The organism is Diplocloster modestus (assembly GCF_019042245.1).
GTDB classification, from domain to species: Bacteria; Bacillota; Clostridia; order Lachnospirales; family Lachnospiraceae; genus Diplocloster; species Diplocloster modestus.
The window spans coordinates 46,143-71,399 of the sequence record NZ_JAHQCX010000007.1 but is presented as its reverse complement, the minus strand read 5'-3'; the positions used below and the strand labels follow the sequence as shown (position 1 = coordinate 71,399).

The following is a 25,257-nucleotide window of genomic DNA, read 5'->3' as shown; positions in this document are numbered from 1 at the left end:
TAGATGGATAAATATGATATTGCGGTAATCGGACTTTCTGTGATGGGAAGGAGCCTGGCGCTGAACATGGCGGATCATGGATACCGGGTAGCCGTGTATAACCGGTCAAAAGAGTTAACCGACGCGATGATTAAGGAATATCCCCATGAGGGGATCCGGGCATTTTACAGCCTGGAAGAACTGGCAGGTGCACTTAGCAGACCCCGGAAAATCATCATGATGATCAAAGCGGGAGCTCCTGTGGACGCAGTGATTGGGAATCTGGCGCCTCTGCTTCAGGAGGGGGATATCCTGATGGACGGCGGGAATTCTTTTTTCGAGGATACCAGAAGACGCTTTGAACTGCTTAAGAAACAGGGAATCTGTTATTTTGGGGTTGGCATCTCAGGCGGAGAGGAAGGGGCCAGATTTGGACCGTCCATTATGCCTGGAGGTGATGCAAACGTGTACAGCGAGATTGGGCCGGTTTTAAGCGACATCTCGGCAAAGGCGGAAGGAGAACCCTGCTGTACCTATATCGGACCGGATGGTGCCGGTCATTATGTGAAAATGGTCCACAATGGAATTGAATATGCCGATATGCAGTTAATCGCCGAAGCCTATCTGCTGTTAAAATATATCGGGGGATTTGACAATCTGCGGCTGTCCGAGATTTTCGGGGAGTGGCAGTCGGGCGAGCTGAAGAGCTATCTAATCGGTATTACGGCTGATATCTTAAAGGAGCCCGACGACTGTACCACCGGTGAACTGGTGGATTATATTCTGGACAGCGCAGCGCAGAAAGGCACCGGCCGGTGGACCAGTATCGAATCCCTGAAGCAGGGGATCGACGTATCGATGATCACAGCTGCCTGTAACGCCAGAGTGATGTCCAATCGGCTTCAGGAACGGGAAAAAGCGCTTCGGCTGCTGAAGGGGCCGGATATCAAAGCCGCGGGCGATCCTCTGGAATTTATCCGGATGGTGCGGGAGGGACTCTATGCCGCTAAAATCATTGCCTATGCCCAGGGCTTTTCACTTCTGAAAGATGCTTCGAACCAGTATGAGTGGAACCTGGAACTTGGCAGGATCGCGTCTATCTTCCGTGCCGGCTGTATCATCCAGGCAGTGTTTCTGAATGATATAACAGCTGCGTTTCAGGAGAATCCGAACCTTGAGAACCTTTTGTTCAATGAGTTTTTCCGGAAGGGAATTGAGAAAAATCAAAACAGCCTGCGCGAAATCGTAACGCAGGGAATCAAAGCCGGTCTGCCGCTGCCGGCTATGACCAATGCGCTGGCGTATCTGGACGCGTTCCGGGGGGCACACGTGGGGGCGAACCTGATTCAGGCCCAGAGAGACTGCTTCGGCGCGCACACCTATCTGCGTACCGATCAGGAGGGCAGTTTCCACCATGACTGGGGAAAATAGGAAGAGGATTGCGGAACGGTTGAACGAAAAGAACGTTCACCCATACCTATATGTGCTGAAAACATGCACGATTGGAGGAACGGTTGAACGAAAAGAATGTTCACCCATACCTATATGTGCTGAAAACATGCACGATTGGAGGAAATTATGAAACAAGCGCTGACTATCTTTGGAGGCACCGGTGATCTGACGTTTCGGAAGCTGCTGCCTGCCCTGTATAACATGAGCGCCTCCGGCAGACTGCCGGCAGAGCGGATTATTATTATCGGCCGCAGGGATTATACCACCCAGACATACTGTGAAGCAGCCAGAGAGTGGGTTCGCCGTTTTTCCAGAATTGTATTCCGGGAGGAGGCGTTCCGGCAGTTTATCCTGGGAATCCGCTATTATCAGATGGATTTCACGCAGGAGGCTGCCTATGATGCGTTGGATGCTTTTTATCGGGAAATCCGGATCGATTCGCATATATTCTATTTTGCCGTGGCGCCCAGGTTTTTTCCGGTGATCGCCCAAGGCCTGGGACGTGTGACGGGGGCGGAAAAAGGGAAGGTGATTCTGGAAAAACCGTTCGGGGAGAGCCTGAAAGCGGCGGAAGAGTTAAATGATAAGCTGGAAGCATTCTTCGAACCGGATCATATCTATCGGATCGACCATTATCTGGGCAAGGAAATGATTCGGAATATCCAGACGATCCGGTTCACGAATCCGATCTTCAAGAATATATGGAATGCAGAATATATTGATAATATTCAGATCTCAGCTATGGAAAACGTAGGAGTGGAGACCAGAGCCGGCTACTATGATACCAGCGGAGCTATGAAGGATATGATGCAGAACCATCTCTTCCAGATCCTTTCTATTGTCGCCATGGAGCGGCCCAAGGATCTGTCCCCCGAGGGGATGCATGAAGAGCAGATCCGGGTGCTAAAAGCTCTGCGTCCGGTCAGCGCGGATCAGATCGGCCGGCAGCTGGTGCTGGCCCAATATGAGGGGTACCTGCAGGAACCCGGTGTGTCGCCAGAATCGATTACGGAGACTTATGCGGCCCTGAAAGTGTTCATCGACAATGACCGTTGGAAAGGGACACCGTTTTACATCCGGACAGGTAAGAAACTGGGGCGTAGAGAGATGGAAGTGACGGTCGTATTTAAACGGCCGGAGCCCGGCATTGAACCGGATATTCTGGCAGTGAAAATCCAGCCGGAGGAAGGGGTACATCTTCAGTTCAATATCAAAAAACCCGGAGACACCGATGAGATCTCCCAGGCCAAAATGGATTTCTGCCAAAGCTGTTCGCTGGAAAACAGGATCAATACTCCGGAGGCCTACGAACGGCTGCTGGGTGCCTGCTTAAGAGGCGAGCGCTCCTGGTTTTCCCAGTGGGACCAGATCGAGACCAGCTGGAATTATATCGATCAGCTGCGCAGTGCGTACCGGCAGACGGGACAGCCAATCTATACCTATCCGTCCGGCACCAATGGCCCGGAAGCCTCGGATGGGCTTCTGGAAGCGGAAGGACATCAATGGATCGTGGAGGAACTATAATGCGCATTCAACAGGAACAAAAGCAGGCTGCCGCCCTGAAAGCGGCAGAGTACATCCGGGACAATATGGTCCTGGGCCTGGGAACCGGGTCCACCGCATATTACCTGATCAGACGGGCAGGGGAACTGGTCAAGGCGGGTATGCGGTTACAGGCGGTAGCCACCTCCCGGTCTTCGGAGAAGCTGGCGGAAGAATTCGGAATTCCTCTGGCAGATATCAATGAGGTTTCCCGTGTAGATCTGACCATTGACGGAGTGGATGAGATCGATCCAAATTTTGAAGCGGTAAAAGGAGGCGGCGGGGCATTAACCCGTGAAAAGATCACGGCATACTATTCGGAGCAGGTGATCTGGATCATGGATCACAGAAAGCAGGTCTCACGACTTGGAGCGTTTCCGCTGCCGGTGGAAGTCCTGCCATTTGGGTGGCACCTGTTGTCTGAGAAAATCCATGGGCTTGGTTACGCACCGATTCTTCGCGTTGAAAACGGGCAGACATTCCGTACGGACAACGGGAATTATATTCTGGATATCCACAGTCCGTCCCCGGCCGGTTACCGGAAGCTGTCCGATCTGCTGCACAGTTATCCGGGCGTGGTGGAGACGGGATATTTTCCGGCTGTCTGTTCCCGGATCATCGTGGCGGACTCATCCGAAGTCCTGGTGATTGAAAATAAGAAATGAATTATAAGTGGCAATTCCTAAATATTTTCATACCATAATAATGGAAATAATATTTAGAGAGGAGCTATAAAATGGCAGATTGCAGACAGCCGGATTGCGTTACCGCTAGAGCTGCCGTTCCTGTTTCAAATAATCGGGAACGTTCGAGATATCAGATGCCCATGCAGCCGGTGCACCGCCCTGACTGCGGCATGGACAAAAATGACAAATATCCTGTCGGGATGGCCTACGTGCCCTGGACCAGATGGGAAGAGACCTATGACGTACACAAAGCATTGATGACCGGGACCATATTCCCGTCGCTAGACAAACCCTGGTGTGGAATGAGAGGTGGCAGAGGATGAATACGAACGTACAAAGCCGTGAGAAACTCTTACATTATATAGATATGGTAAGCTTTGCCGTGGACGATGTCCTGCTTTATCTGGACACCCATCCCTGTGATCAGGATGCGCTGGCATATTTTAACGATTACAGCAGGATGAGAAATGACGCGCTGGAAGAATATGCCCGGTTATACGGACCGTTGACAGTAGATACCGCGACCGGATGCAGCAGGTCCTGGGAATGGATCAATCAGCCGTGGCCCTGGCAGGAAGGAGGATGCTACTAAATGTGGAGATATGAGAAGAGATTGCAGCACCCTGTAAAAATCACCCAGACGAATCCTCAGATGGCTCAGGTGATTATCAGCCAGTTCGGCGGCCCGGATGGAGAGCTGGCCGCATCCATGCGCTATCTGTCCCAACGGTACACGATGCCTTATAAAGAAGTGACCGGCGTGCTGACGGATATCGGGACGGAAGAGCTGGCCCATATGGAGATGATCAGTGCGATCGTCTACCAGCTGACCAGAAATCTATCTATAGAAGAAATCAAAGCTTCCGGTTTTGATAAATATTATGTGGACCACACATTAGGCCTGTGGCCTCAGTCGGCAGGCGGCGTACCCTTTACCGCCGAAGTGTTCCAATCCAAAGGGGATCCGATCACCGATCTGTTCGAAGACATGGCGGCAGATGGTGCAACTGCATAAGTGCAACATAGAAGTGTTAAGTAGAAGTTCTATATAATCTGGTGTGCCAGACACCAGATTTTACAGAACTTAGAAATTCCAATGTATTTCAATCGGGACATTTCTTGTCCCTGGAATCCGTTTTCCTACTAATATATAATCAATTAGAGTTTCAACGGTTTCTCTGTCTAAATGTTCAAGATTTGTGTATTGCTCAATAAGCTGGCGGCGATTATCGCCTGTCTGGATTTTTCTCTCAATTACATCAAGCTGTTTTTGCGTTTCAATCACCAGCTTTTCAAGCCGTTCTCTGTCATTTGTGAAGTCTTTTGACAAATTCAGGAAATCATTTTCGGAAAGAATCCCTTTTACTTTATCAAGATAAAGTTCTCTGATTACCTTTGCGTCTTCTTCAATCTTTTTTTGATAAGTAGCAAGTTGTGTTTCTAAAGCAGTTTTTTTCTCCTTTACGTTGGAGTGAAATTCCACGTTCTGTTCCAATTCATCTTTATCAAGATATTCTTGTGATAACTTGTTCAGTTCAGAAATAACTGCCTGCTCCAACTTCTTCACAGAAATAAATGAGCCTATGCAAGCGTCCTTTGCAACATGGCGATTTGAACATTGTAAATAATGTCTTCCATCTGTCTGCTTATTAGAACGCATGGTATAGCCACAGTTCATGCAGCGAGCTTTTCTGGCAAACAGCCCTATGGTTCCTACTGTAAATGGTTTTGCTTTTTCAGCTACCATAGATTGTACTCTATCCCAAAGTTCACGGTCAATAATCGGTTCGTGTGTTCCCTCTACTCTGTACCATTCCTCTTTAGGTCTGGGCTTATTTTGTTTTGTCTTATACGAAACACTGCCGTATTTTCCTTGAACCATATTTCCGATATAAATTTCATTTGTCAGCATATCGGAAATAGCAAAATATTTCCATAAGGTACTATTTTTTCTGGTAGGCTGCTTATAGCGTAAACCATGAAGCCGTTTATATTCCGTAGGGTTTGGAATCCCACGGTCATTCAGCATACGGGCAATCGCTGTTTTGCCATATCCCTGTGAAAATAAAGTAAAAACTTCTCTGACAACAGCAGCAGCTTCTTCGTCAATAATCAGGTGTCCCTTTTGTTCGGGGTCTTTTTTATAACCATAAAGAGCAAATGCACCAATATGAAATCCATTCTTCCGGCGGTCAGTCAATACGCTGCGGATGTTTTCTGACATATCCTCTAAATACCACTCATTAACCAGACCATTGATTTGTCTTGATTTTTTGTTTCCTTTATTAGCGGTATCTGCATTATCTACAATACTGATAAAACGAATCCCCCAAATAGGAAACAATCCATGTATGTATTTTTCCACCAACTCTAACTCTCTGGTAAATCTGGATTGTGTTTTACAGAGGATAATATCAAATTTTCGGTGTTCAGCGTCATTTAACAGTTTGTTAAATTCTGGTCTTCGTCTATCTGAACCAGTATAATCGTCATCACTGTATATATTGTAGACTTCCCAACCTTGTTCCAATACATATTGAATCAGCATGGATTTTTGATTTTGAATACTGTTACTATCATCAGTTTCATGTTGTTTGTTTCTATCTTCTTCTGATAAGCGGCAATAAATAGCAACTTTTGACTTTGTGTTCATCATATTTTATCTCCCTTAAAGAGAAGATAAAACAAACATTCCACCTACACTTATTATACCGTGTTGAGAAATGTTTGTCTATCATTTTACAGGTAATACCTGTCCTTTGGATTTTTCTAATTGATTGATGAGTTCTATCCATTTCTGATTGAACTCTTTTTTTAATGCCGACTTATCTTCACACTTAAATACATTTTTGCAGGAAATTTCTGCTTCTTTTGGCATAATTCCACCTCACAGTCTTTACTATGTTTACAGACTATGCAAAAATGCTTGTTCATTATGAAAGAATCATCCTTAGCAAACCGAACAGCTTCCGCTAAAGCTCATGGGAATCTCACCCCTGCATGGTTCTCATCCAGCCGTACCCTTTGCCAGCGGTGCTACATCATCACACGGACTAAGGCTGTACGGAAGTATCATTATCACGATAGAAAGGTCATGGCGGCAGCTATTGCGGTAAGCTGCTTATGGAACGCTGGCAGGAATCGCTATCCGGTTTCATCCCTCCTTTGGTGGGTTACGGCGTGCCAGCCCAACGGCTCTCTTTCTATCGAAACGTATTCGGCTGCTTTATGCTGCGTTGATTAGACGCTTTCTTTTTCAAGGAACAATCTGGCTTTGTCAGCCTGTTAAAATGCACTGGTGATAATGCACTTTAATAGACTGGCAAGCTCTGTCTGGGAAGCATGGGCTTGTCCATGCTTCCACAGGAGAGCGTTATTTTTACTTTGGTTCCCTGATTTCAAAAGATAAAATCTTTGCAATCAGACGTGTTTCCATCCGGCGGCGTAGGGTTTCATCTACAACCATGTGGGTATTGCCATATTCGTCTTTCATGGGACGCATGGAACGGCTGGCAATAAAACCGCTGTAATGGCGTACAATCTGGTTGACTGCTTCAATATCGCCGTCCGCAGCCCTGACAATCACAGGAAACGGAATCATAGGGTGCTTTGCTGTCATGCTTCTTCCTCCATAAATTTTTTGATAAATTCCAGTCCGGCGTGTCTTCTTCTCTGGATGGTAGAACGGTTGACTTCCAGAATTTTTGAAATTTCCGTATCGTCAAATCCGAGGAAATAATATCTCAGGATAACGTCACGTTTCTTTCCATCCAGATTTTCTAATGCTTCTGCTAATAGGCTGTTTTCAATGCGGACAGTAAATCCATCCATTTCAAAAGTATGGAAATGGGAGGGATAGGTGTCTTCGGAAGAAAACAGATTGACGGTGTAATCGTCCATATCACAGAACAGGGTTTCCCGTTTACACTGTCTGGACAACGCTTTGAGATAGTCTTTGCGTTCATCCTCCATAGCGACTTTACAGATATAATCAAACTGGTTCTCTATGGTTGTCTGAAATTCAGATGGCTTCATCATTGCTCACCCCCTTTCCAGCCTTGAAAGGGAGCGAGTTGATAGGAATTTCTGCTTCTTTCCCCCTTTTCGCTCTTAGTCCCGACAGGACAGGGGGTGCAGTTGCGTTTTGAGAAGAAAAATTTAAAAACTTTTTCTTCCAACTAAAAAAGCACGCAAACAGACGATATTTCTGCTTGTGTGCTTCGATAGTTCTTACTATGTATTGTAAAAAACCATATTGCAGGTCAGACTTTTCTAGCGTAGGTGGATGGCTTTTTTTAACGGTTTACCGAATGTAGATATATTTAAGAAAATATTTTGCATAGCGGCTTCCTCCTGTAAGCCGCTGTCTGTATAAAGTAGTAGACTTTAAAAATCATCTATATTTCATGCAAAAAAAGACGGCGGCTTTTGTTAAACCGTCGTCTGGAAAAGATGATGTGATTTTGACGCAGGGAAAGTATGCTGCCAAATAACGGTTTTTTTTATTTCCGTTTCGGCAGCATAGTTTTATCTTTGATACGCATAATAGGAACTGTACAACTATGTAATACGTTTTTCTATACCTGTCGCTATTACAACAGGAACAGTAAAATGTACAGAGGTGGTGTATTATGCGTAAAAAAGAAGATAAATATGATTTCAGGGCGTTTGGGCTTGCCATAAAAGAAGCCCGCAAAAAACAGGGTTTGACCCGTGAACAGGTGGGAGCAATGATTGAAATTGACCCACGCTATTTAACCAATATTGAGAATAAAGGGCAGCACCCAAGTTTACAGGTGCTGTACGACCTTGTATCTCTGCTGAATGTATCAGTGGATGAGTTCTTTTTATCCTCTGATAGTCTGGCAAAAAGCAGCAGACGAAGACAGCTTGAAAGCAAAATTGACAATTTTACAGACGCAGACCTTGTTATCATGGAAAGCGTTGCAGATGGTATTGTCAAATACAAGGAAATGGAAGATAAATAACTTCTATTGCCTGCAAGAATAAGATTGAAATTAAAATGAGCCGATAGTCTATAAGCTATATAGCTTATAAATTATCGGCTCTGCGTCTAGGCGTCTGGCTCTTTGATAATTTCTATTTTGAAGTTATTTACGCATATCAAACTTTCTTTTTTACATTTTGGACAATACAACGGAAAGTTTTTTAGCTGTGTATCTTTTCGTATTTTAATCCTTGTTTTATTGTTGCATATAGGACAAATAACCCACTCCATCATATTCATTCTGAACCTCTGCAAAAAATTTGTATTGCTTCATTAAAAAAAGCTGCAAGATTTCCACTACTAAATCTATTTATAAAAGTGGTAAATCTTTCATCTGTAATATAGAGAACTCCCAAATTAGATAAAATTTGTTTATTACATTCATAAAAGTGTTCAGAAATATATTGTTGCCATTCATGTACTATTGCTTGTACTTCTGAACTTTCCGCAGGACTATTTTCATACATAGCTAGTTTTTCAAAAATATTGCGAGCCATTGAATAAAAAGATTCTATTTCTTTCTCTTGTATTTGCTTTGAATGGGAAGAAAACATAGTCTTGTATTCTCTGAAACTTTCAGTATTTCCCCATTGTTCTAATACTTCTTCTTGAAATTGCGATTGTAACTCAAGTATTTTTGCATTTGAAAATGCAGAAAATTTAATTTCTTTATTTCCGTTGATTGTGTCTTTTACAAGTGAAATCAAAGCTTCTATTCGTTCTTTCTGAGCTTCCAAAATCAGTACATGACGCTCTAATGCTTCTGAACGAACATAATGAGGTGAATCCAGCAGTTCCTTAATTTCTTTTAGGGCGAATCCAACTTCTCTAAAAAACAAAATTTCCTGAAGCCTAGTTAAATCGTCGTCTGTATACTGACGGTATTTTGCTTCGGTTATAATAGATGGTTTTAATAAACCAATTTCATCATAATAATGTAGTGTTCGAGCAGTAATACCTGTTAATTTAGCAACTTCATGGACTGTTTTAGCTTTTTCATTCATTCCAAAAATCCTCCGTAGCATTTAAAATTTCTTTTGCAGGTAATAGAGTTGCTTCGACAATGTTTTTTCCAGTCTTTTGCAAGTAGTGTTTAATCAAGTGATAGCCACACGCATATCCGGAACAATAGGGTAATCCGACCTGAGGATAGTTTTGTAATGCTGCCATTTCATCACCATAAAGGTATGCATTCAGATTTTCTAATCCTTGAACATTTAAACCGTCCCGAATAATAGGCTTAATATATTCATTTAAGGTTTCTATATCAGTTTTTGTTACCCAAGGACCTGCTTTATCTTCACCATACAGAAATGTTGCAAAGTTTTCTGCCAATCCCTCATTGACTATCATTTCACCAAGAGTGATGTCATTCTTCCATTTAATAAATTGAAATCGTACGTTGTGATTAGTTTCATGTGCTAATGCTACATGAAGATGTGATAAAGTGTATTCATTAGGTAGTAACCAAGAAAAAATATATCCTGGAATACCACCATCACCACAGTAACCATCATTTAAAATAATGTAAGGATTTTTAGCATTTGCAAGTAAAATTGTAAACGCATATTCTTTAATGGGTAGATTAACACCGTGTTCAACAAAGCAATTCAACGACTGCTGAATGGATAACTCACATTTTTCCCAGAGTGTATTATCAGAAATTAGCTTAATATTATTTTGTTGCTTTTGGTCAACAGCGGTTGGGGCGATATGTCCAAGCATTTCGCTTGCCATAATTACATCATATCCATTAGGCGTTAGAGCTTTCATAGGAACACTATAACAAGCCCACTTTTTTTCAAAAGGCTTCATAAGTTCATATCTATAAATGTCATTTTTTTTGTCTAACGGTGCATTCATAATTTTTGAATAAACTTTGTCAGAACGGATAGCGGATATTTTCATAATTCTAGTTCCTCCTTTTGGTTTTATCATATACTATGACGTAACGTTAAAGTCAATAGGCAAATTAAAAATTATCACAGATGTATGGTAAATAATTAAATGTCTTAGTAGACAAAGGAAATAGAGGTTAAACAACATAAATTAACTTGATTGTCGAAGTAGAAATTGTTGTTTGAAATATTGATGGAAAAGTAAATAAAAATTGCAATAGGCAGATGGTATTGTCAAATCTAAGGAAGTGTGGGAAATGTAAATCCTCCACTTTTGCTTATAATTGCAGTGATATTAGAATTGATACTCTGCAATATTTTTGAAATCATTGTTCAACACATAATATACCTTATTTTTAGTAACGGAATATACAAAAGAAACTCTGGTTGCCCAAAGTCCTTCCTGACGTACTGACCTAAGTACATCAAAGGCGTTGGAAATAGAGAAGTTTTCTCCATATCCTTGCAGTAAATCCTTTGCCTTTTCATATCTGTTATCCCCAGATAAAACATATGGATTAGTCAATTCTGGTTTTAAAATGGAGTAATTTGTTATTAAGGAATATTTTTCTTTTTCCAAACGATACCCAATCCCCGGTTCAATAATGAGAACACGCCCAGTTCTATCTGAAAACATAGCCTGCATAGTAGTGTCAGGAGCATAAGTAATTTTCTTTTTTTTCACTATTTCCAATGAATCATCAAAAGAGAGGTTGCCTTTTATAAAATTTTCTGTCAAATCAGCTATTGTATAGCATGATTCATTACCGCAAAATTGTGCATTGTCATTTCCATGTACATACAACAATGTGCCAACATTCCCATTTCTATTGATTCCGTGAAAAGAGTGATACTTATTATCGGACATTTTTATCCCTAAAAAAAAACGGTCTTTTTCAGCAATTACGGTATGTTCCCATTCAGAAAGGTCAATATCAAAATTGAACCCAACAATGGTTTCTTTCCCATTATACACAAATCTTGTACACATATTTGTAGTTCCTTTCATAAACTAATTATAGTAGTATTAAAACTAATTATATTAGTAATATTAAATATTATAAGACAATTTGTCAATATAAAAGTTCTTTTTTTCTAACCTAATTATTGACTTCGCTAATTTAATTACTTAAAATGAGGTAAATGATGTGAAGAAAGAGGAAAATGAATATGCGAGTTACAAGAGCCGAAGTTATAAAAACAGCGTCTGATATGGCTGATAGAAATGGACTTCATAATGTTTCTTTGAAAGCTATTGCTGAAAATTTAGGGATTCGTACCCCCTCCTTATATAATCATATAGGAAGTTTGGATGAACTTCTTAGGGAGATAGCACATAGTGGTATGCGTACTATGAATGAAAAAATGATTCGTGCAGCAATCGGTAAGACAGGGGATTCAGCGTTAAAATTAGTGGCAGTTGAATATCTTAATTATATGATTGAACATCCCGGTGTGTATGAAATAATTCAATGGGCTAGTTGGAATGGAACAGAGGAAACAGCAATCATTTTTAATGATTATCTATCTTTACTTAAAACACTTATTTGCTCATGTGGCTTTAATCCAGATAAGACCACTGAAATTTTGAGCATGGTAACAGGTATGCTTCATGGTTATACAACATTACAATTAAGATATGCCTTTTCAAATCCTGATAAAGTAAGAAAAGAATTATCCGAAGCAATTGATACACTACTGCTGGGAGCTAATCAAAAATATAAAGATTAAACGAAAATTTCTTTTAAATACTTTGTAAGAGAAACGTGCAAATCTCCAAATGAGAAATGCACGTTTCTCTATAACTATTTCACAATTTTCCAGTTTTCCCCGTTCTTTTCCAGCACAAGGTAAAACTGCGATACCTGTGTTGTCATGGTCTGGTTATCCAGATATTTTACTGCAAGGGAAGCTGTCACCTGATTTCCGTTTCGGTTGTAGACAGGATTTACCAGTTCCGAGAAGATATATTCTTTCCCCACAGGGTTCAGCACGCCCTCATTCACATAATAGGTCAGCTCCTTTGCGGTTGCCGTAGGGTACAGCTTGAAAAAGGTAGTGAGAAATTCGTTGATTTCCTCCGTGGTGATGGAATCCACCGTACCGTCACTTTGTACCGCTTTTGGAGTGTAGCCGGATTTTACGGGAACGCTGGTAATGGTTGGGTTCTGGATAATCGTCAGGTTCCCAGAACTGTCCACATAGACGGTCACCTGATAGGCGGAACGGACGGTTTTACTGGATTCTCCCTCTGTGATACGCTGTTCCACCGTATAGGTTACTTGATAATGCTGCTCCTTTTCTTCTGTGATTTCCCATATCTGGAAGTCGGTGAGGGCAGACGATACGGGGATGTCCTTTCGGACAGTATCTACATTCACGGCTTGCAGTTCTCCGGTGAGATACCCTTTTAAAGCGTTTGTCCGGTTATCAATGGAAGCGGCAGACTGTTCCCATGAATAGTAGACTTCTGCGAAATTCTCCACAAAGTTTTCTATCTTGTGAGTGTCGAGGATGGTTTCCTCAATCACTTTGGTTTCATGGACAGTATGAATGTCTATCGCCGTGAAATTCTTATAGACGGCAAACAGGAAGCTCATTGCCAGCAGCACCCACAGGGCAATCACGGTTTTTTTGTGGGTATTGACTTTGTAAACTTTCAGTTTCTTTTCTTTCTGCTTTTTCTGGTTATCCTCTTTTCTAATCTGAATCATATCGGTTCATCCTTTCTTATTGTTTGATTCGTCCGGCTCCGGCAAGGTGCTGTTGCCAGTAGGAGCCTGTCAGGTCTGCGTAACCAATGGGATTTCCGGCATGGTACATCCGGTTATTTCCCACATACAGCCCCACATGGGTGATGTAGGTTCCGGCGTTGTAGGTGGAGTGGAAAAAGACCAAATCCCCTGCTTTTGCTTCGGACAGGGGGATGTGCTGCGTCACATTGTACTGTTCCTGTGCTGTCCGTGGCAGGGCGATTCCTGCCTTGCCATAGCACCACTGCACCAGTCCCGAACAGTCAAAGGAAGTGGAGGGGGAATCGCCCCCATACACATATGTCCATCCCTCATACTTTAAGGCTTCCTCCATGATAGCCTGTACCGTTTCATCATCAAACTGTGCCACGGTCAGGTATTGCGATACCAAGAGGACATAGAACATATTTCCATAGGAATACCGCCAGCCCCCGTTTTTCTCTACCGCAACAGGGTTGGTGTAGGTGACTTTCTTTCCGCCGGATTTGTCCCTTGCGAAGCTTTCTGCCAGTTCAAAGGTGTATTTTTTTCCGTGTCCTGCCACATAGTCTAGGAAACCGCCGCCGTAATTATAGGATTGAATCACGCTGTTTAAGTCACAGCCCTTTGTTTCTGCCGCTGCGAGCAGTTCCGAGAAATACTTGCAGCCCTGTTTGATGGATTCCTCTGTACTAAGGGAGTTCGGGGGAAGCCCCAGAGATTCCGAGGACTGCATAACGTCTTCCAGCGTGCCGCCGGATTCCACCTGAATGATGGCGAGCAGCACATTTAAGTATTCCTCTATGCCATATTCCCTTGCATACTTTTCCAGCATAGGCTTATGGGCGAGGACTTCCTGTGATACGCTCACGCCCCCATAGATAAGGTTTCCGCCGCTTCCGCCGTCTTCCTCATCCGAGAAGACAATCACCACCAAAAGGAGCAGGGAGAACATCATCACGAACACGCCGGAACAGGCAAAGAAAAGGTGTCTTAACTTCATGGTTTCTCCCCTTTCTTTTGTTTGGCAGCCGCTGTTACCGTTTTTGTCCACTCCTTTCTGGCGGTGGTACGCCGGATGGTAAAGTTCGATTCTTTTACCGCAGGGGCAGCCCGTTTTCTTTCCGGTATCACAGGAGCCGTATTTGCCTTTTGTCTTTCCTCTGGTTTGTCTGGGGAAGCCGGAGGGAGTATCTGGCGTTCTGTCCTTGCAGACGGTATCTGTTCATGGTGGATGGAAGCTGCCTTTACTACCGGAACCGAAGCCCGTTCTGCCACAGTTCCCCCATAAGGAACCTGTCCCCGTTCCCTGATGGATGGGGAAACCGGCTGCATGGCTGGTTTTCCTGTATGAGTGGTATCTGCATGATGTCGGAAATCTTCCGGCTGCTTTGCAGTAACAGGGCGTTCATGGACGGGAGCCGCCCCTTTGGGGGATTCGGAAGCTGTCTGTTGCGGCTGTTTTGCCTGTTCCAGTTCCGCCCTGCGTTCTGCAATGGTCTGTCTGCGGCTTTCTGCCTGTGCGTTCCGCTGTTCGGCTCTGGCAGTTCGGGTCTGGGTCACGCTGGAAGTAAAATCCCGTACTCCCTCTGATACCTGTGTTTTCCCGTGGTAAAGGGCGTACTTTGCATTGACAGGCAAATCCTTTGCCTGCTCCCGAAGCTGTCCGGCAGTATCGGCTATCTTATCTTTGGTATCTGCCACCGCACCCACAGCAGAGCCAGCCCGTTTCCATGCAGATTCCTTTTCTGGTGCTGCCCGTCCGTTTGGTCGGGTGTGGTCTGCCTGTGTATTTTTGGAAGTACCGAAGTTGGAAGCATTTCTCTGGTCTGGGCTAGCTTGTTTCCCTGCGTGGTATGCAGCCGTTCCAGCCCCAAGAGCTGCCACAGAACGCCCTAACTTATGCTGTAAACGGTGCATATGGGCGTGCATGAGCATACGGGGTCTTCGCATGATACGGCTCCCCATACTTTGGGAATCGCCGCTCTGTAAGGAGAACATCCCCATCAAATCCCCCAGCTTAAAATAAATTCCGGCAAAGGTCACTATCTGCAAGAACGCCGTCAGGAAGAACGGATATTCCCCAGACAGGTTGTAGAGCATGGTGGAAATGCTGAACGCTACCGTGATAATCAGGGTGATTCCGGCTCTGGTAAGGATGGTATTGAACAGTTTTGTAATGGCACGTTTGGACATCCCCTCAAAAGAGGGAACCATGCTAAGGAGGAAGCTCACAGGCAGGAACATGGCGTAGATGATAAAAAGCACCTGTGAAAAAATCATTATCCCCGTGAGCAGGAATACAAAAACGGAGATACCGATATTGAACATGAACAGGAAGAAGACGGTTCCCAAGCGGTTGATGGTCTTTGTGATGGTAAGGTTGGTATTTTCCCTGTCTTCGATTTCCTCCACCACGATTTCTTCCCTGTCCTGCCCGTTGTTTTCGTCTGGACTGGTTGAGAGCAGGTGTTCCACACGGTCAGCCCCAATACTTTCCACATCCGAGTTGCCGTATTGCAGCAGGAGCCACGGCTGTTTGACCTGAATGGAAAACAGGCTGTCCCGTATCAAATCCACACTGTCTTTTCCCTGGCTTTCCGAGTTTGGCAGCACAATCTTTGTGCCAAGGGTCAGGCTGGCATTGCTGATGTCTGCGGAAAATTCATTGATTTTCCCGATATAATCAGGAGCATAGGCGATAAAGGCAGCGGACAGCACGAACACCACCACGAAATTCACAACGGCATGGATGGCTTTTGTGGTTTCCCGTTTGATAAGCCCTGTGTAGGCAACGTAAATCCCCACCACCAGAATGAGAATCAGCAGGAACCCGATATAAAATCCCTCCGAGGACAAGCCGCCTGTGGTAACGCCTGCCAAGGTCTGCATATTTTTCCCAATGGAATCCGCCGTAGAGGAAATGAAGTCCAACGAGTAGGCTTCCTGAATCAGATACCCTGTGGCGTTGGAAAGGTACAGGCTGATTGTCCAGATAAAATTTGTGATGGCATACAGCCCGTACATCACCTGTTTTCCGATACCGTCCAGCCAGTTCCACGGGAGCCAGTCCCATCCGCTGTCCACATAAAAATCAAGCTGGTAGTTGTCCAGAGGGTATTTGCTGTATTCGTTGGCAGCGTCCACCGTATCATCCACCAGTCCGGCAGCGTGGGCGGCTGTGCCGAAGACTGCAAGCAACAGGAGGATGAGCAGGAGTGCCAGAAGCACCCTGCCAATCAATTTTCCTGCTATTTTCCAAGACAAGCCCTTTTTTGCTGAATAGGGAACAGGGAGTTGCTGCCCGTTGGAAGTTCTATGTATCACCATCAATCCACCTCTTTTCTCATGGGCGGTCTGGTATCAAAGGCATGGAACAGGTCTTCAAAGATAGGATGGAACTGTATCACTCCCACACGCCCGTACAAATCACTGATAAGGCACTGCCCGTTTTCCAAGTCACGGAGCCGCTTCTGGTTGTTTTCATCTTCGGAATCCACCCCAAAAAAGGCGAGGGTCTTCTTGATTTCGTTGATGTCTGTGGAACGGAACGCAAACTTCAAGCCCAGATTGTTTTTCAGCTTTTCATCCAGCAAATCGTCCGTGTTCTGGGTGACAAAGTAAACGCCTGCGTTCATGGCACGTCCGGCACGAACCAGCTTCATAGAGAGGGTCTTGCCCTGTGCCACCTGTAAGAAGCTCCATGCTTCATCCAAATCCACAATCTTAAACACGCTGCGGTCGGTGTGGATAAAGTCGAGGGCAAAGGTGCTGATTACAATGAGCATTGCCACGGAAAGCAGCTCCATTGTGGTGTATTCTTCAAACGAGGTTTCTTTATCCGGCAGCACCAAATCCGCCACCTGAATGATATTGAGCTGCTTTTCAAGGCTGATGGACTGTGTGACATCCCCATCCGAAAAGAGCAGGTGTGCAAAGTCATAGTCCGTAAAGGATTCGATATGGTCGGCTATGCTGGTGCTGATGGTGGTTCCCTCCGCCCGAAGTTCCTCAATCACTTTGAAAAGTCCCCGTTCCTCACTGTTTGTCACTGCACGGATGGCTTTCCGAAGAACAGGGAACTTTTCCCCGTCACGGCTGGAAATGCCGGTTAAAAAGGTCAGGATGTCGATTGCCAGTGATTCGGAATCCTTTGGGTTCTCCATAATCACATAGGGGTCAAGTAAGCCCCTGTTCTGTTCCTCTGAGGTCAGGTTTACGATATTGATTTCATGGGCGATTTCCGGCAGGGTTTCTTTCCAGCGTCCCCGTTCCGCTTTCGGGTCAACAATGAGAGCCTGTGCCCCAAATAGTACGGAATAATAGACAATCATGTTGTTGCTGAATGATTTTCCACCGCCGAGGGAGCCGACAAAAGCGGCAGCAAGGGCGTTGGTAACAGAGCCTTTTACCCCTTGACTGGCAAGGGCAGGTTTTAAGTACACATTTCTTCCTGTATCAAGGCTGTACCCGATATAAATACCCTCTGGTTCCCCCAACATCTGGGTTGCTCCGAAACCAAGACCAGCGAGGAAGTCACTGGTGACATACTGGATGTAATCGTTCAGATACCGTTTGCTGGCAGGGAGAAATTCCCCATGCAGCCCCAGCATATCCCCAAAGGGGCGAACCAGCTTCACGTTCAAATCGTCATAAAAATCTTTCACCTCATTGCAGCGGCGTTTCAGTTCTTCCAAGTCGGGAGCTGTCACACGCACCACATAGGACAGCTTATACATGGATTCCTTGCTCTGGTCTAAGGTGGATTCCAGCTCATTTACGCTGTCTAAAGCGTCCACCACGTTTGTACTGGTTTCACTGTCATTCTGCCATGCGTGGTTGTCCAAATCTTTCAGCTCTTTTTTCTTGTTCCGCACCGTGGAGAGGGCTTTCCGGTTTGTCACAATCTCCACATTCATAGAGGTATCAATGGGAAAAGTGAATTGCTGCTGCTGATAGTAAAAGATTTCCGAGGATGGGAAGTCCAGTTCCCCTACAATGCTGTTGATGGTAAAGTAGGCGGCATAAACTGTCCCGTCTTCCTGTTCGATTTTCAGATACCGCTGGTTTTCCTCTATCAGACAACGGGTGGGTTTGATGAGGTCATAGTATTTCACCAGCGTTTCCTCCTGAAACCGTTTCTTCGGAAGATAATACTCATAATCTTCGTAGGCGGTTCCGGTCTGCCCGTATAAATGCTCAATCAGATAGCCAAAATCGTCCTTGTTAAGCCGCCGGACTTTGAAGCGGCGTGAGATTTTACTTTCCAGCAGCTTTTCCATCTTCTGAAACCGCCAGATTTCTTCATTGCTCATGGAAACAAAATCCCCCATGAGTTTGTGGTTGACTTCATGGAGGAAATTGGAAACGGCGGTCTTTGCTTCCCTGCGGAACTGTTTCATGGTGACTTCCTGCTCATTGACAAGCAGCTTGAAGCCGATAAAAAAGCGATAGTCTACCTGATTTTCCCCTATCATGGAAATCAGGGCTTCGGTCTGTGCGTCAATCTTTGCACAGGCAACATCCTTTAACTTGCCCGTCACTTCCTGTTTGGAGCGTTCCTGTGCCGCCCGTATGCTGGATTCGGTGCTGATTTGCAGGGCATGAATCTTTCCGTCCCTGTTCTGGGCGATAAGCTGCCGGAACGAATCGTGTACCTGATATTTCTGTTCAGGGCTTAAAAAGGAATAGTTGTAGGGAAGCAGCTCATAGTAAGCGAAGCACTCCCCGTCATGGTTGAACACAAGGTTATTTTCGATATATTTAATCGGATATGCCATAAATATCACTCCTTACTGCCGTGATGGGCTGTGCCGGATATTCCTTTTCCAGCTTCACGGGCTTTCCTGCATAGGTCAGTTTCGGGCGTACCAGATATGCCAGTACGGATTTCAGGAAGCCGTAAGGCTTCTTCCCGTCAAAGGTCTTCTGGCACATGAACCAAGTGAGGGCAAAGGGTACGCCGAAGTATTTTAAAAATGCCCCGTCAATGAACGAAAGGGGAGGGAGGTTCCCCAAGAGCATAACTGCAAACACCGATACCACGAACCACGCCATCTGTGTGAACGTGATGGGGAATGGCAGCTTAAAATCATTGATGGAATAGAGTACCTTTTCCACCGACCAGATACTGGTATAGCTTCGTATTTTTTTCATGTTGTCCGTCCTTTCTAAAAGATGGGGGCAGCCAAAGCCGCCCCTGAATAAAAAATCCGCCTGCATTTCCCAAAGGAGATACAGACGGGTCTACCGTAAGATTTCATATACGCCGTGGTTCGTGACAACAAAGGTTCCCTCCAATTCCATGTCACGCCCATAGGCGGCATAGTCGATATAGTTTTGTAAGTGTGCCGGAAGTTCCCCAAGCTGTCCGGTTTCTTCCAGATAGTAGCGAGCCACATCCGCCATATCGTCACAGCCGGAATGGCAGATAATATCGTCTTCATGCTCACAGAGTTCTTCGATACTGCCAAAGTAGGATTGCAGCTCTGATAGTTCCTCCTGAATATATTCCGGTAAGTCCTCCACCATTTCACACAGGCGGTTGACTTCCTCAATGGGGGTATATTCGTCAATCGCAAAGGGCAGCTCATAATCATGGATGGCATATTCCTCATATTCATCATTCAAGCCGATACGTTCCGTGACTTCCTCAAAATCCACAGGCGGCGTGAACCATGCCCCTACCAGTTCGCCCTCATTGTATTTTCCTAAGTTGGCAATGTAAATCCGCATTTCTTCCAAGTTCCTTCACCTCCTTTTAGCGGTAATAAAAGATACCATTGTCCGTAAACAGGTAGTTTTCGCTGGTTTCCAGCTCCCGACCAATGGCAGCGTAGTCGATATGGTTCATTAAGTCTGGGTGTATTTCTCCGAATACCTGAATCTCCTGCACCAGATAATGGGCGAGGGATTCTCCGTCCTGCACCGGATAGCAGCGTATCTGGTCTTTGTGGTCGATAAATTCCGTAAAGCTGGAAAACCACCGCTTTTGTACCACATCCATTTCATAATAGAGAGGCGTTCCCTGCATTTCCTGTACCATCCGGCAAAGGGCGTTGATTTCCCAGAGCCTTGTGTTGCCCTCCAATGGAAACGGCAGCTCATAGTCTTCAATTTCGATTTCTTCCTCACTCTGAACCCCAAGACGTTCCCTGATTTCTTCAAAATCCACGGGGCAGGAAAACCATGCCCCCGGATATTCCTCAAAATCCTCATGGTAAAACCTTGTGGTGTTCAGGATGTAGATTTTCATTTCCTCAATCAGTATCACGTCCTTTCTCTGTCAGGTTGTTTGGGGAGTTACGCTCCCCAAGCCCCTAGTGGACTTCCGCCATGAAGCAATCAGAGCTTGCTCCATAACGGAAGTGTAATATGTTTTTTCCTATGCACCGATAATCTTATTAAACAGTTCCAGTAAGATGTCCTTTACACCGTCCGCATTGAAGACCAGACCAACCGCTACAAGGGACACTACTAAAAAGCCGATAAGTTTGGAAAATTCCCTCTTAAATCCGAGGTACAGTCCAATCACCACGATTGCCAGCAGCACAAGGGACTGGGCGTTGGATAAAAACCAGTTGTAAAGATTCTGTCCGAAATTCATAAAAGCTCCTTTCTTTCCTGTAAGAGTTCTTAGGTTCCAAAATTGCCACCGTTAAAGCACCACCTCCTTTGCAGCGGCGGCTTGCTGCTTCAGGATTTTTTCGTGCTTCTCCGTCAGCTTTGCATGGGTGATGATGTCATGGACAATCTGGGTGTGGTTCATCTTATCCAGACGGAGAGCCAGCTTTAACGTGGGGGCTACCTGATGGGAGAGCCAGTGCAGGGTGCGTTCAAAGGAATAGGGTTCCGGTTTCGTTGTCAGTTTCAGACTTCCCCTGTGTTCCCCCATAAACCACGCCCATTCCTCATTGATACGCCAGTCAGAACGGGGCTTCGTATCGTCCCTGTCCACGAACCGGATATAGCGGTTGATGATTTGAAAAGCTGTCCGTTCTGGATTGTCATGTTCTAACAGGTCACGGATGGCGTAAAAGGCACGCTCATTTTTCAGCCGGATTTCAAAGCGGTTCTTTACCTCTGCGTCCGCAATGGGAATATCATGCTTTTTGTACTGCTCATAGTCCTTTTCGTAAATGCAGAAGTACACCTCACTTTGGAGGGAACCGATATACAGGGTGTTCCCCATACATTCTTTTTCCTCACGCCGTACCAGTTCGCCGCTGCGGTAGCTTTTGAAGCTGCGGAAGACCGAGATACATTCCTCATTCCGGCACTTCTCTGTCAGATGGGGAATGTTCAGGATTCCCGTTTTGTCATTGATAGCGAGGTCAAGCCGCTTCATCACGCCGTCCTCCATGAGAACGTCCATGAAAAATTCATACCAGCTCCGTTCCTGTGCCAGCAGATAGCTTTCAAACTGGCGGCAGCCACGCCCTTTCAGTTCCAGCAGCACCCCTTTTTCCAGTTCCGGCGATACCAAAACGAAAATATCCCCAAGATAGTAATGCTCCGTGTAAGAGTAGAAGCCGTAGTCTTCATGGATAAAGTAAGGCAGCTTTAGCCGCAGCACGTCTTCCACGATATGCTTCACATCTGTAGTGGGAAAGCGAATCCGCACATAGTCAAAGAGCATTTCAAGGGGAGCGTCTGGGTTAAAGCGTTCCAGAGCTTCCGTGATGGCTTCCTGTAATGCTTCGGATGGGTGAGCCTTGCCCGTTTCAATATCGCTCAGGTACGGACGGGTGATTCCGGCAGCTAGGGCAAGTTTCTGTTGTGAGATACCGTAACTTTCCCGTTTCTCTTTGATGTTCCGTACCCATGTTTCTTCATTCAGTGAAAATCCCTCCTGTCTAAAAAAGCGTATGTCAACTTTCAGAGCCTTGTTGACATACGCCGGATATGGGAAAATCCCTTGTGTACCGTGGGATTCTGCCCTGTTGTTTGGTTATTGCCTGTCGATTTGTACCCCTCTGTTAGATACGAGGGGTTCATGCTGGCGTGCCTTGCGGCACACCAGCCACAGCAGGTCAGTCCGTTTCTGCGGCTTTCGCTTCGCACGCCGCCTGCACTCCCTGCCTGCTGTCTATGAGCTTTTTTATTTCTTTGAGGAAATCGTGTCCTTTTGGCACAAGGGGCGTGTAAAACTCTGAGATAACACTGGTTCCCACATCCACATAGCCACGCCCTTTTATCTGCTTTAGGAAGAAATCCTTTGTGGTTTCCCCGAACATCATTCCATAGCCCATTTCCGACATCCGCCCCAGAGCCACACGGAAATTGAACTGGTCACGGATTCCGTCCCCCAGATACTTTGCGTCCGGACGCTGGCAGGCGAGAATCAGGAAGAAGCCAGCCTGCCGCCCAAGCATAACGATTTGTTTTAATTTGTTGAGGACAGCGGCATTTTCTTTTGTGCCGAGCATTTCCATAAATGCCACATATTCATCAAAGATAAGGAAATTTGCCGGAAGCCCCAAGTAAGCGTAGTTTTCCCCTGTCCGGTAATTCTCCATGAGCTTCATGTCTTCGCTGCGTTTCATCATTTCTTCATAGAAACGGTCAATGCAGGCGAGCATATCTTCCTTTTTGTAGTACACATCCGGCATAACCGCCTGTAAATCTGCAAGGTCGGCGTTCTTCGGGTCTAATACGAACAGGACGGCGTTGGTGCGGAGCAGGGCTTCAATGAGGGTCAGGATAAAGTAGGTCTTTCCGCCGCCGGTTCCTCCGGCAATGAGCATATGGGGGAGCTTGTCATACTCCCACCAGACATTTTCCATAAGCCGGAGCCTGCCGTCCTTTGCCTGTACATCCTCAATGGAAATACGGTTGGCAATGGTATCATAAAGCAGGGTGTACTCCACATAGGAATCCTTTAATTCCTTATCCGTCAGCTCACAGTACAAGCCGCTTTCCAGCTTTTTCTCCAAGTGTAAGAGCTGCTCCTGATATTTCCCCAAGGTGATTTCCACACGGATATGGAGCAAGCCCTGTTTCATCCGGTAGTAGATTTTGGGAAAATAAGTGATGGTTTCTTTGGAACGGCTGGAAGACAAGTCCTTGAAAAAAGCGTCTTCCTTTCTCTGCTCCGATTCATACCACTTGTTTTCCAACACCATCCTTGCCAGCTTTTGGCGGTGGATGAGCTGCTTTACTTCGTCCCTGCGGTATCGCCAGAACAGAAGAACTGCTGTAAGACACACCAGCCCTGCCACGCCCATGCTGAATAACAGGTAAGGGATATTTATGTCCTGTGCTATCTGGGAAAGGGACACTTCCTGCCAGTTGGTTCCGGCAATCTGCCGGATATGAAACAGCAGGACAACCAGCAGGAAGACAGGGAACAGGGCGGCAAGGGCAGTATGGAACACAAGGTCTTTATCCGTGGGGCGGATACGTTTTCCACGGGGGAAAAGCTGTTTCATGGGAACAATCCTCCTTTCCGTGATTAAAAATAGCCCATATAAAGCAGCGAATATCCTTTCTTGTTGTCTTCCATATGGGCTTGAAATAAAAAAGTATAGCCGGACAACTCCCTGCACAGACATTCCGGCATATAAACTGCCAGATTTTCCGGCGGCTGATAATCTTCTAGGGCTTCGATAAGAAGCTGACCTGCCATCCAGCAGTATTCCGGCAGAGAAACCAGCCGGAAGTCCTGTTCGTATTCTTCATATCCAGTAATTGCGTCCATACTTATTTTTCTGTTGGCGGTTCTTTCTTTGGTGATTGCGGATTCATGGCAGCACCTTTTTTCAGAACAATATCATCAGCCTTGATGTACCAGTCCACCTCTGCTCCCTGAAAGGTAGCCGTTGCCACGGTATCTGCCACTGGATTGATAAGTTCCACCTCTGCGTTGTAATCGAACTCCTTTAATGGCACGCTGGCAGGGATAGAAACCTGAATCATACGCCCCTGTCCTCTGGATTTTAAGTCATAGGTACGCTCCTTGATTTCTTCTGATACCGAGCCGTCTTCATTCTGGAGGTGAACCTCACGGCGGAGGGCAGAATATTTCAATGCCCCGAATGTTGCTTCCTTGTCAATCACGATTCCGTTTGCTAATCTCATAGTCTGATGTCCTCCTTTTCCTTATGCTTTTACCATATCGTCAGCGTGCAAAATGTAGTTGGTAAAGCCCCTTGTGCCGATTTTATAGCCCTCTGCGGTGATACGGGGATTGACGAGCTTTACACGTTCTTCAAAGTCAAAATGTTTCTCTCCGGCTTCGGCAGGGAGGATAACCACAATATCATCCGCCCTCTGTACGTCTGAATAAAGGTTGAAGCTGCGAGAGAGTACCGCCATGCGTCCGTTGATTCTTCTCTGTTCTGTTTTGTCTTCTCCGGCAAACTCCAAGTTGCCGAATGTTTTTTCCATGTTGGGGATAACGAATTTTAATTCCATATAGATGTACCTGTCCTTTCTGAATGTTGTGTTTGATAGTTGTTTTTGGGTTCTGGTCTGGAAGCGGAGGGGAACGCTCCGGCGGTGGTGATTTCTTCGTGGTATCACGTCCTTTCTGGTTTTAGGGTAAAAAAATAGACGCTCATTTCTGAACGTCTGAATTGATACACTGGAAAGGCGGAATATCTGCTTTACCCTCTATATTTTTGTATATGTTGTACTTACAAGGTCGTGCCAGAGCAGAAAGCCCGAACCACCTATGATAACATTCTTCGCCTGATCAAAGATCCGGAAATTGTGGAACCCATCCGCTTCCTGAGAGAGCGGGAAATTGTACATTTCCAGAGATTCGGTGAATCCCTGAGAATCGTGCAGGAGCATCTGGACTCCAAGAATTTCTATGCGGTTAACCCAGCATTTGACAATATGAATTGCTGCAAATAATAAGAGATGAAAAGCAGCGGCGCTGAAGAATATTCGGCGTTGCTGCTTTTTTGGTGCTTTTATTGCTTCAATAACCATTTTTGAGCTGTTGCTGTACAAAA

At 45.3% G+C, this 25,257-nt stretch carries 28 protein-coding genes and 2 pseudogenes; 9 read left to right on the top strand and 21 right to left on the bottom strand.

Annotated features, from left to right (window positions below):
- Positions 1-3 precede the first annotated feature (3 nt).
- From gndA to KTH90_RS11805, 6 genes and pseudogenes are all read left to right on the top strand, one after another.
- The gene (gene gndA / locus KTH90_RS11830; RefSeq protein WP_158352809.1) at positions 4-1,410 is read left to right on the top strand and encodes an NADP-dependent phosphogluconate dehydrogenase; all 1,407 of its coding nucleotides are present in this window, start codon (positions 4-6) and stop codon (positions 1,408-1,410) included.
- A 147-nt stretch (positions 1,411-1,557) separates the two neighbouring features.
- Positions 1,558-2,955, top strand: coding sequence for a glucose-6-phosphate dehydrogenase (gene zwf / locus KTH90_RS11825; protein ID WP_158352808.1), 1,398 nt, complete (start codon positions 1,558-1,560; stop codon positions 2,953-2,955).
- Positions 2,955-3,638, top strand: coding sequence for a ribose-5-phosphate isomerase RpiA (gene rpiA, locus KTH90_RS11820; protein WP_238726851.1), 684 nt, complete (start codon positions 2,955-2,957; stop codon positions 3,636-3,638). Before zwf ends, rpiA begins: the two co-directional genes overlap by 1 nt.
- A 71-nt stretch (positions 3,639-3,709) precedes the next feature.
- Positions 3,710-3,982 carry a spore coat associated protein CotJA gene (locus tag KTH90_RS11815; RefSeq protein ID WP_238726850.1) on the top strand — a complete coding sequence of 91 codons (273 nt, stop codon included), beginning with the start codon at positions 3,710-3,712 and terminating at the stop codon, positions 3,980-3,982.
- Complete coding sequence (locus KTH90_RS11810) at positions 3,979-4,251, top strand: spore coat protein CotJB (protein WP_158352806.1); 273 nt, start codon at positions 3,979-3,981, stop codon at positions 4,249-4,251. Before KTH90_RS11815 ends, KTH90_RS11810 begins: the two co-directional genes overlap by 4 nt.
- Positions 4,252-4,659, top strand: a pseudogene (locus KTH90_RS11805) (manganese catalase family protein); the annotation flags it as partial.
- 84 nt (positions 4,660-4,743) lie between these two features.
- Here KTH90_RS11805 and KTH90_RS11800 read toward each other — a convergent pair.
- From KTH90_RS11800 to KTH90_RS11785, 4 genes are all read right to left on the bottom strand, one after another.
- Positions 4,744-6,315, bottom strand: coding sequence for a recombinase family protein (locus tag KTH90_RS11800; protein WP_055058898.1), 1,572 nt, complete (start codon positions 6,313-6,315; stop codon positions 4,744-4,746).
- Positions 6,316-6,393: 78 nt separating this feature from the next.
- Positions 6,394-6,537: a hypothetical protein gene (locus KTH90_RS11795; RefSeq protein WP_005427045.1), complete on the bottom strand. Its 144-nt coding sequence runs from the start codon at positions 6,535-6,537 to the stop codon at positions 6,394-6,396.
- A 501-nt stretch (positions 6,538-7,038) separates the two neighbouring features.
- Positions 7,039-7,278, bottom strand: coding sequence for a helix-turn-helix domain-containing protein (locus KTH90_RS11790; RefSeq protein ID WP_009255079.1), 240 nt, complete (start codon positions 7,276-7,278; stop codon positions 7,039-7,041).
- On the bottom strand, positions 7,275-7,697 hold the full coding sequence (locus KTH90_RS11785; protein ID WP_022615780.1) for an RNA polymerase sigma factor: 423 nt from the start codon (positions 7,695-7,697) through the stop codon (positions 7,275-7,277). Before KTH90_RS11785 ends, KTH90_RS11790 begins: the two co-directional genes overlap by 4 nt.
- Before the next feature lie 593 nt (positions 7,698-8,290).
- Here KTH90_RS11785 and KTH90_RS11780 point away from each other — a divergent pair.
- A complete protein-coding gene (locus KTH90_RS11780; protein WP_103900081.1) occupies positions 8,291-8,647 on the top strand; it encodes a helix-turn-helix domain-containing protein in 357 nt (118 codons plus the stop codon).
- An 86-nt stretch (positions 8,648-8,733) separates the two neighbouring features.
- Here KTH90_RS11780 and KTH90_RS11775 read toward each other — a convergent pair whose 3' ends face one another.
- From KTH90_RS11775 to KTH90_RS11760, 4 genes are all read right to left on the bottom strand, one after another.
- Positions 8,734-8,898, bottom strand: coding sequence for a cysteine-rich KTR domain-containing protein (locus tag KTH90_RS11775; protein ID WP_308464100.1), 165 nt, complete (start codon positions 8,896-8,898; stop codon positions 8,734-8,736).
- Between the two features lie 5 nt (positions 8,899-8,903).
- Positions 8,904-9,671, bottom strand: coding sequence for a MerR family transcriptional regulator (locus KTH90_RS11770; protein WP_055058896.1), 768 nt, complete (start codon positions 9,669-9,671; stop codon positions 8,904-8,906).
- The gene (locus tag KTH90_RS11765; RefSeq protein ID WP_074133956.1) at positions 9,664-10,575 is read right to left on the bottom strand and encodes a DUF2268 domain-containing protein; all 912 of its coding nucleotides are present in this window, start codon (positions 10,573-10,575) and stop codon (positions 9,664-9,666) included. The genes KTH90_RS11770 and KTH90_RS11765 overlap by 8 nt, the downstream gene beginning before the upstream one ends.
- A 285-nt stretch (positions 10,576-10,860) precedes the next feature.
- A complete protein-coding gene (locus KTH90_RS11760; RefSeq protein ID WP_118263308.1) occupies positions 10,861-11,556 on the bottom strand; it encodes an Ntn hydrolase family protein in 696 nt (231 codons plus the stop codon).
- Positions 11,557-11,735: 179 nt separating this feature from the next.
- Between KTH90_RS11760 and KTH90_RS11755 the strand changes: the two genes are divergently transcribed.
- Complete coding sequence (locus KTH90_RS11755; protein ID WP_103900079.1) at positions 11,736-12,296, top strand: TetR/AcrR family transcriptional regulator; 561 nt, start codon at positions 11,736-11,738, stop codon at positions 12,294-12,296.
- A 74-nt stretch (positions 12,297-12,370) separates the two neighbouring features.
- Here KTH90_RS11755 and KTH90_RS11750 read toward each other — a convergent pair whose 3' ends face one another.
- The 13 genes from KTH90_RS11750 to KTH90_RS11690 form a co-directional block, all read right to left on the bottom strand.
- Complete coding sequence (locus KTH90_RS11750) at positions 12,371-13,279, bottom strand: conjugal transfer protein (RefSeq protein WP_103900078.1); 909 nt, start codon at positions 13,277-13,279, stop codon at positions 12,371-12,373.
- Positions 13,280-13,295: 16 nt separating this feature from the next.
- A complete protein-coding gene (locus KTH90_RS11745) occupies positions 13,296-14,300 on the bottom strand; it encodes a bifunctional lytic transglycosylase/C40 family peptidase (RefSeq protein ID WP_011861916.1) in 1,005 nt (334 codons plus the stop codon).
- On the bottom strand, positions 14,297-16,627 hold the full coding sequence (locus tag KTH90_RS11740) for a CD3337/EF1877 family mobilome membrane protein (protein ID WP_238726849.1): 2,331 nt from the start codon (positions 16,625-16,627) through the stop codon (positions 14,297-14,299). The genes KTH90_RS11745 and KTH90_RS11740 overlap by 4 nt, the downstream gene beginning before the upstream one ends.
- Positions 16,627-19,077 carry a conjugal transfer ATPase TcpF gene (gene tcpF, locus KTH90_RS11735; protein ID WP_118263305.1) on the bottom strand — a complete coding sequence of 817 codons (2,451 nt, stop codon included), beginning with the start codon at positions 19,075-19,077 and terminating at the stop codon, positions 16,627-16,629. The genes KTH90_RS11740 and tcpF overlap by 1 nt, the downstream gene beginning before the upstream one ends.
- A complete protein-coding gene (locus tag KTH90_RS11730; RefSeq protein WP_005427021.1) occupies positions 19,061-19,453 on the bottom strand; it encodes a conjugal transfer protein in 393 nt (130 codons plus the stop codon). The genes tcpF and KTH90_RS11730 overlap by 17 nt, the downstream gene beginning before the upstream one ends.
- A gap of 90 nt (positions 19,454-19,543) precedes the next feature.
- A complete protein-coding gene (locus tag KTH90_RS11725; RefSeq protein ID WP_370764339.1) occupies positions 19,544-20,032 on the bottom strand; it encodes an antirestriction protein ArdA in 489 nt (162 codons plus the stop codon).
- Between the two features lie 25 nt (positions 20,033-20,057).
- The gene (locus KTH90_RS11720; protein ID WP_103900082.1) at positions 20,058-20,552 is read right to left on the bottom strand and encodes an antirestriction protein ArdA; all 495 of its coding nucleotides are present in this window, start codon (positions 20,550-20,552) and stop codon (positions 20,058-20,060) included.
- Positions 20,553-20,681: 129 nt separating this feature from the next.
- Positions 20,682-20,903, bottom strand: coding sequence for a hypothetical protein (locus KTH90_RS11715; RefSeq protein WP_002570387.1), 222 nt, complete (start codon positions 20,901-20,903; stop codon positions 20,682-20,684).
- Between the two features lie 51 nt (positions 20,904-20,954).
- Complete coding sequence (gene mobT, locus KTH90_RS11710) at positions 20,955-22,178, bottom strand: MobT family relaxase (protein WP_103900074.1); 1,224 nt, start codon at positions 22,176-22,178, stop codon at positions 20,955-20,957.
- A 151-nt stretch (positions 22,179-22,329) separates the two neighbouring features.
- The gene (locus KTH90_RS11705) at positions 22,330-23,727 is read right to left on the bottom strand and encodes an FtsK/SpoIIIE domain-containing protein (protein ID WP_103900072.1); all 1,398 of its coding nucleotides are present in this window, start codon (positions 23,725-23,727) and stop codon (positions 22,330-22,332) included.
- Between the two features lie 23 nt (positions 23,728-23,750).
- Positions 23,751-23,996 (bottom strand): hypothetical protein, encoded by a 246-nt coding sequence (locus KTH90_RS11700; RefSeq protein ID WP_103900071.1) that lies wholly within the window; start codon positions 23,994-23,996, stop codon positions 23,751-23,753.
- Between the two features lie 2 nt (positions 23,997-23,998).
- Complete coding sequence (locus tag KTH90_RS11695) at positions 23,999-24,376, bottom strand: YdcP family protein (protein WP_118263303.1); 378 nt, start codon at positions 24,374-24,376, stop codon at positions 23,999-24,001.
- Between the two features lie 21 nt (positions 24,377-24,397).
- Complete coding sequence (locus tag KTH90_RS11690) at positions 24,398-24,712, bottom strand: YdcP family protein (RefSeq protein ID WP_002578441.1); 315 nt, start codon at positions 24,710-24,712, stop codon at positions 24,398-24,400.
- 237 nt (positions 24,713-24,949) lie between these two features.
- On the opposite strand from KTH90_RS11690, the pseudogene KTH90_RS25315 reads away from it, so the two are divergent.
- Positions 24,950-25,156, top strand: a pseudogene (locus KTH90_RS25315) (manganese catalase family protein); the annotation flags it as partial.
- Positions 25,157-25,257 lie beyond the last annotated feature (101 nt).

Excerpts from the sequence above, each read along its gene's own strand:
- zwf (WP_158352808.1), top strand. The coding sequence starts at position 1,558 with ATGAAACAAGCGCTGACTATCTTTGGAGGCACCGGTGATCTGACGTTT.
- KTH90_RS11760 (WP_118263308.1), bottom strand. The coding sequence starts at position 11,556 with ATGTGTACAAGATTTGTGTATAATGGGAAAGAAACCATTGTTGGGTTC.
- KTH90_RS11755 (WP_103900079.1), top strand. The coding sequence starts at position 11,736 with ATGCGAGTTACAAGAGCCGAAGTTATAAAAACAGCGTCTGATATGGCT.
- KTH90_RS11750 (WP_103900078.1), bottom strand. The coding sequence starts at position 13,279 with ATGATTCAGATTAGAAAAGAGGATAACCAGAAAAAGCAGAAAGAAAAG.
- tcpF (WP_118263305.1), bottom strand. The coding sequence starts at position 19,077 with ATGGCATATCCGATTAAATATATCGAAAATAACCTTGTGTTCAACCAT.
- KTH90_RS11705 (WP_103900072.1), bottom strand. The coding sequence starts at position 23,727 with ATGAAACAGCTTTTCCCCCGTGGAAAACGTATCCGCCCCACGGATAAA.
- KTH90_RS11795 (WP_005427045.1), bottom strand. The coding sequence starts at position 6,537 with ATGCCAAAAGAAGCAGAAATTTCCTGCAAAAATGTATTTAAGTGTGAA.
- KTH90_RS11730 (WP_005427021.1), bottom strand. The coding sequence starts at position 19,453 with ATGAAAAAAATACGAAGCTATACCAGTATCTGGTCGGTGGAAAAGGTA.
- KTH90_RS11715 (WP_002570387.1), bottom strand. The coding sequence starts at position 20,903 with ATGAATTTCGGACAGAATCTTTACAACTGGTTTTTATCCAACGCCCAG.
- KTH90_RS11740 (WP_238726849.1), bottom strand. The coding sequence starts at position 16,627 with ATGGTGATACATAGAACTTCCAACGGGCAGCAACTCCCTGTTCCCTAT.
- KTH90_RS11785 (WP_022615780.1), bottom strand. The coding sequence starts at position 7,697 with ATGATGAAGCCATCTGAATTTCAGACAACCATAGAGAACCAGTTTGAT.
- KTH90_RS11790 (WP_009255079.1), bottom strand. The coding sequence starts at position 7,278 with ATGACAGCAAAGCACCCTATGATTCCGTTTCCTGTGATTGTCAGGGCT.
- KTH90_RS11745 (WP_011861916.1), bottom strand. The coding sequence starts at position 14,300 with ATGAAGTTAAGACACCTTTTCTTTGCCTGTTCCGGCGTGTTCGTGATG.
- KTH90_RS11690 (WP_002578441.1), bottom strand. The coding sequence starts at position 24,712 with ATGGAATTAAAATTCGTTATCCCCAACATGGAAAAAACATTCGGCAAC.
- KTH90_RS11810 (WP_158352806.1), top strand. The coding sequence starts at position 3,979 with ATGAATACGAACGTACAAAGCCGTGAGAAACTCTTACATTATATAGAT.
- gndA (WP_158352809.1), top strand. The coding sequence starts at position 4 with ATGGATAAATATGATATTGCGGTAATCGGACTTTCTGTGATGGGAAGG.
- KTH90_RS11765 (WP_074133956.1), bottom strand. The coding sequence starts at position 10,575 with ATGAAAATATCCGCTATCCGTTCTGACAAAGTTTATTCAAAAATTATG.
- KTH90_RS11695 (WP_118263303.1), bottom strand. The coding sequence starts at position 24,376 with ATGAGATTAGCAAACGGAATCGTGATTGACAAGGAAGCAACATTCGGG.
- KTH90_RS11700 (WP_103900071.1), bottom strand. The coding sequence starts at position 23,996 with ATGGACGCAATTACTGGATATGAAGAATACGAACAGGACTTCCGGCTG.
- rpiA (WP_238726851.1), top strand. The coding sequence starts at position 2,955 with ATGCGCATTCAACAGGAACAAAAGCAGGCTGCCGCCCTGAAAGCGGCA.
- KTH90_RS11775 (WP_308464100.1), bottom strand. The coding sequence starts at position 8,898 with ATGGAGTGGGTTATTTGTCCTATATGCAACAATAAAACAAGGATTAAA.
- KTH90_RS11720 (WP_103900082.1), bottom strand. The coding sequence starts at position 20,552 with ATGAAAATCTACATCCTGAACACCACAAGGTTTTACCATGAGGATTTT.
- KTH90_RS11780 (WP_103900081.1), top strand. The coding sequence starts at position 8,291 with ATGCGTAAAAAAGAAGATAAATATGATTTCAGGGCGTTTGGGCTTGCC.
- KTH90_RS11770 (WP_055058896.1), bottom strand. The coding sequence starts at position 9,671 with ATGAATGAAAAAGCTAAAACAGTCCATGAAGTTGCTAAATTAACAGGT.
- KTH90_RS11725 (WP_370764339.1), bottom strand. The coding sequence starts at position 20,032 with ATGCGGATTTACATTGCCAACTTAGGAAAATACAATGAGGGCGAACTG.
- KTH90_RS11800 (WP_055058898.1), bottom strand. The coding sequence starts at position 6,315 with ATGATGAACACAAAGTCAAAAGTTGCTATTTATTGCCGCTTATCAGAA.
- KTH90_RS11815 (WP_238726850.1), top strand. The coding sequence starts at position 3,710 with ATGGCAGATTGCAGACAGCCGGATTGCGTTACCGCTAGAGCTGCCGTT.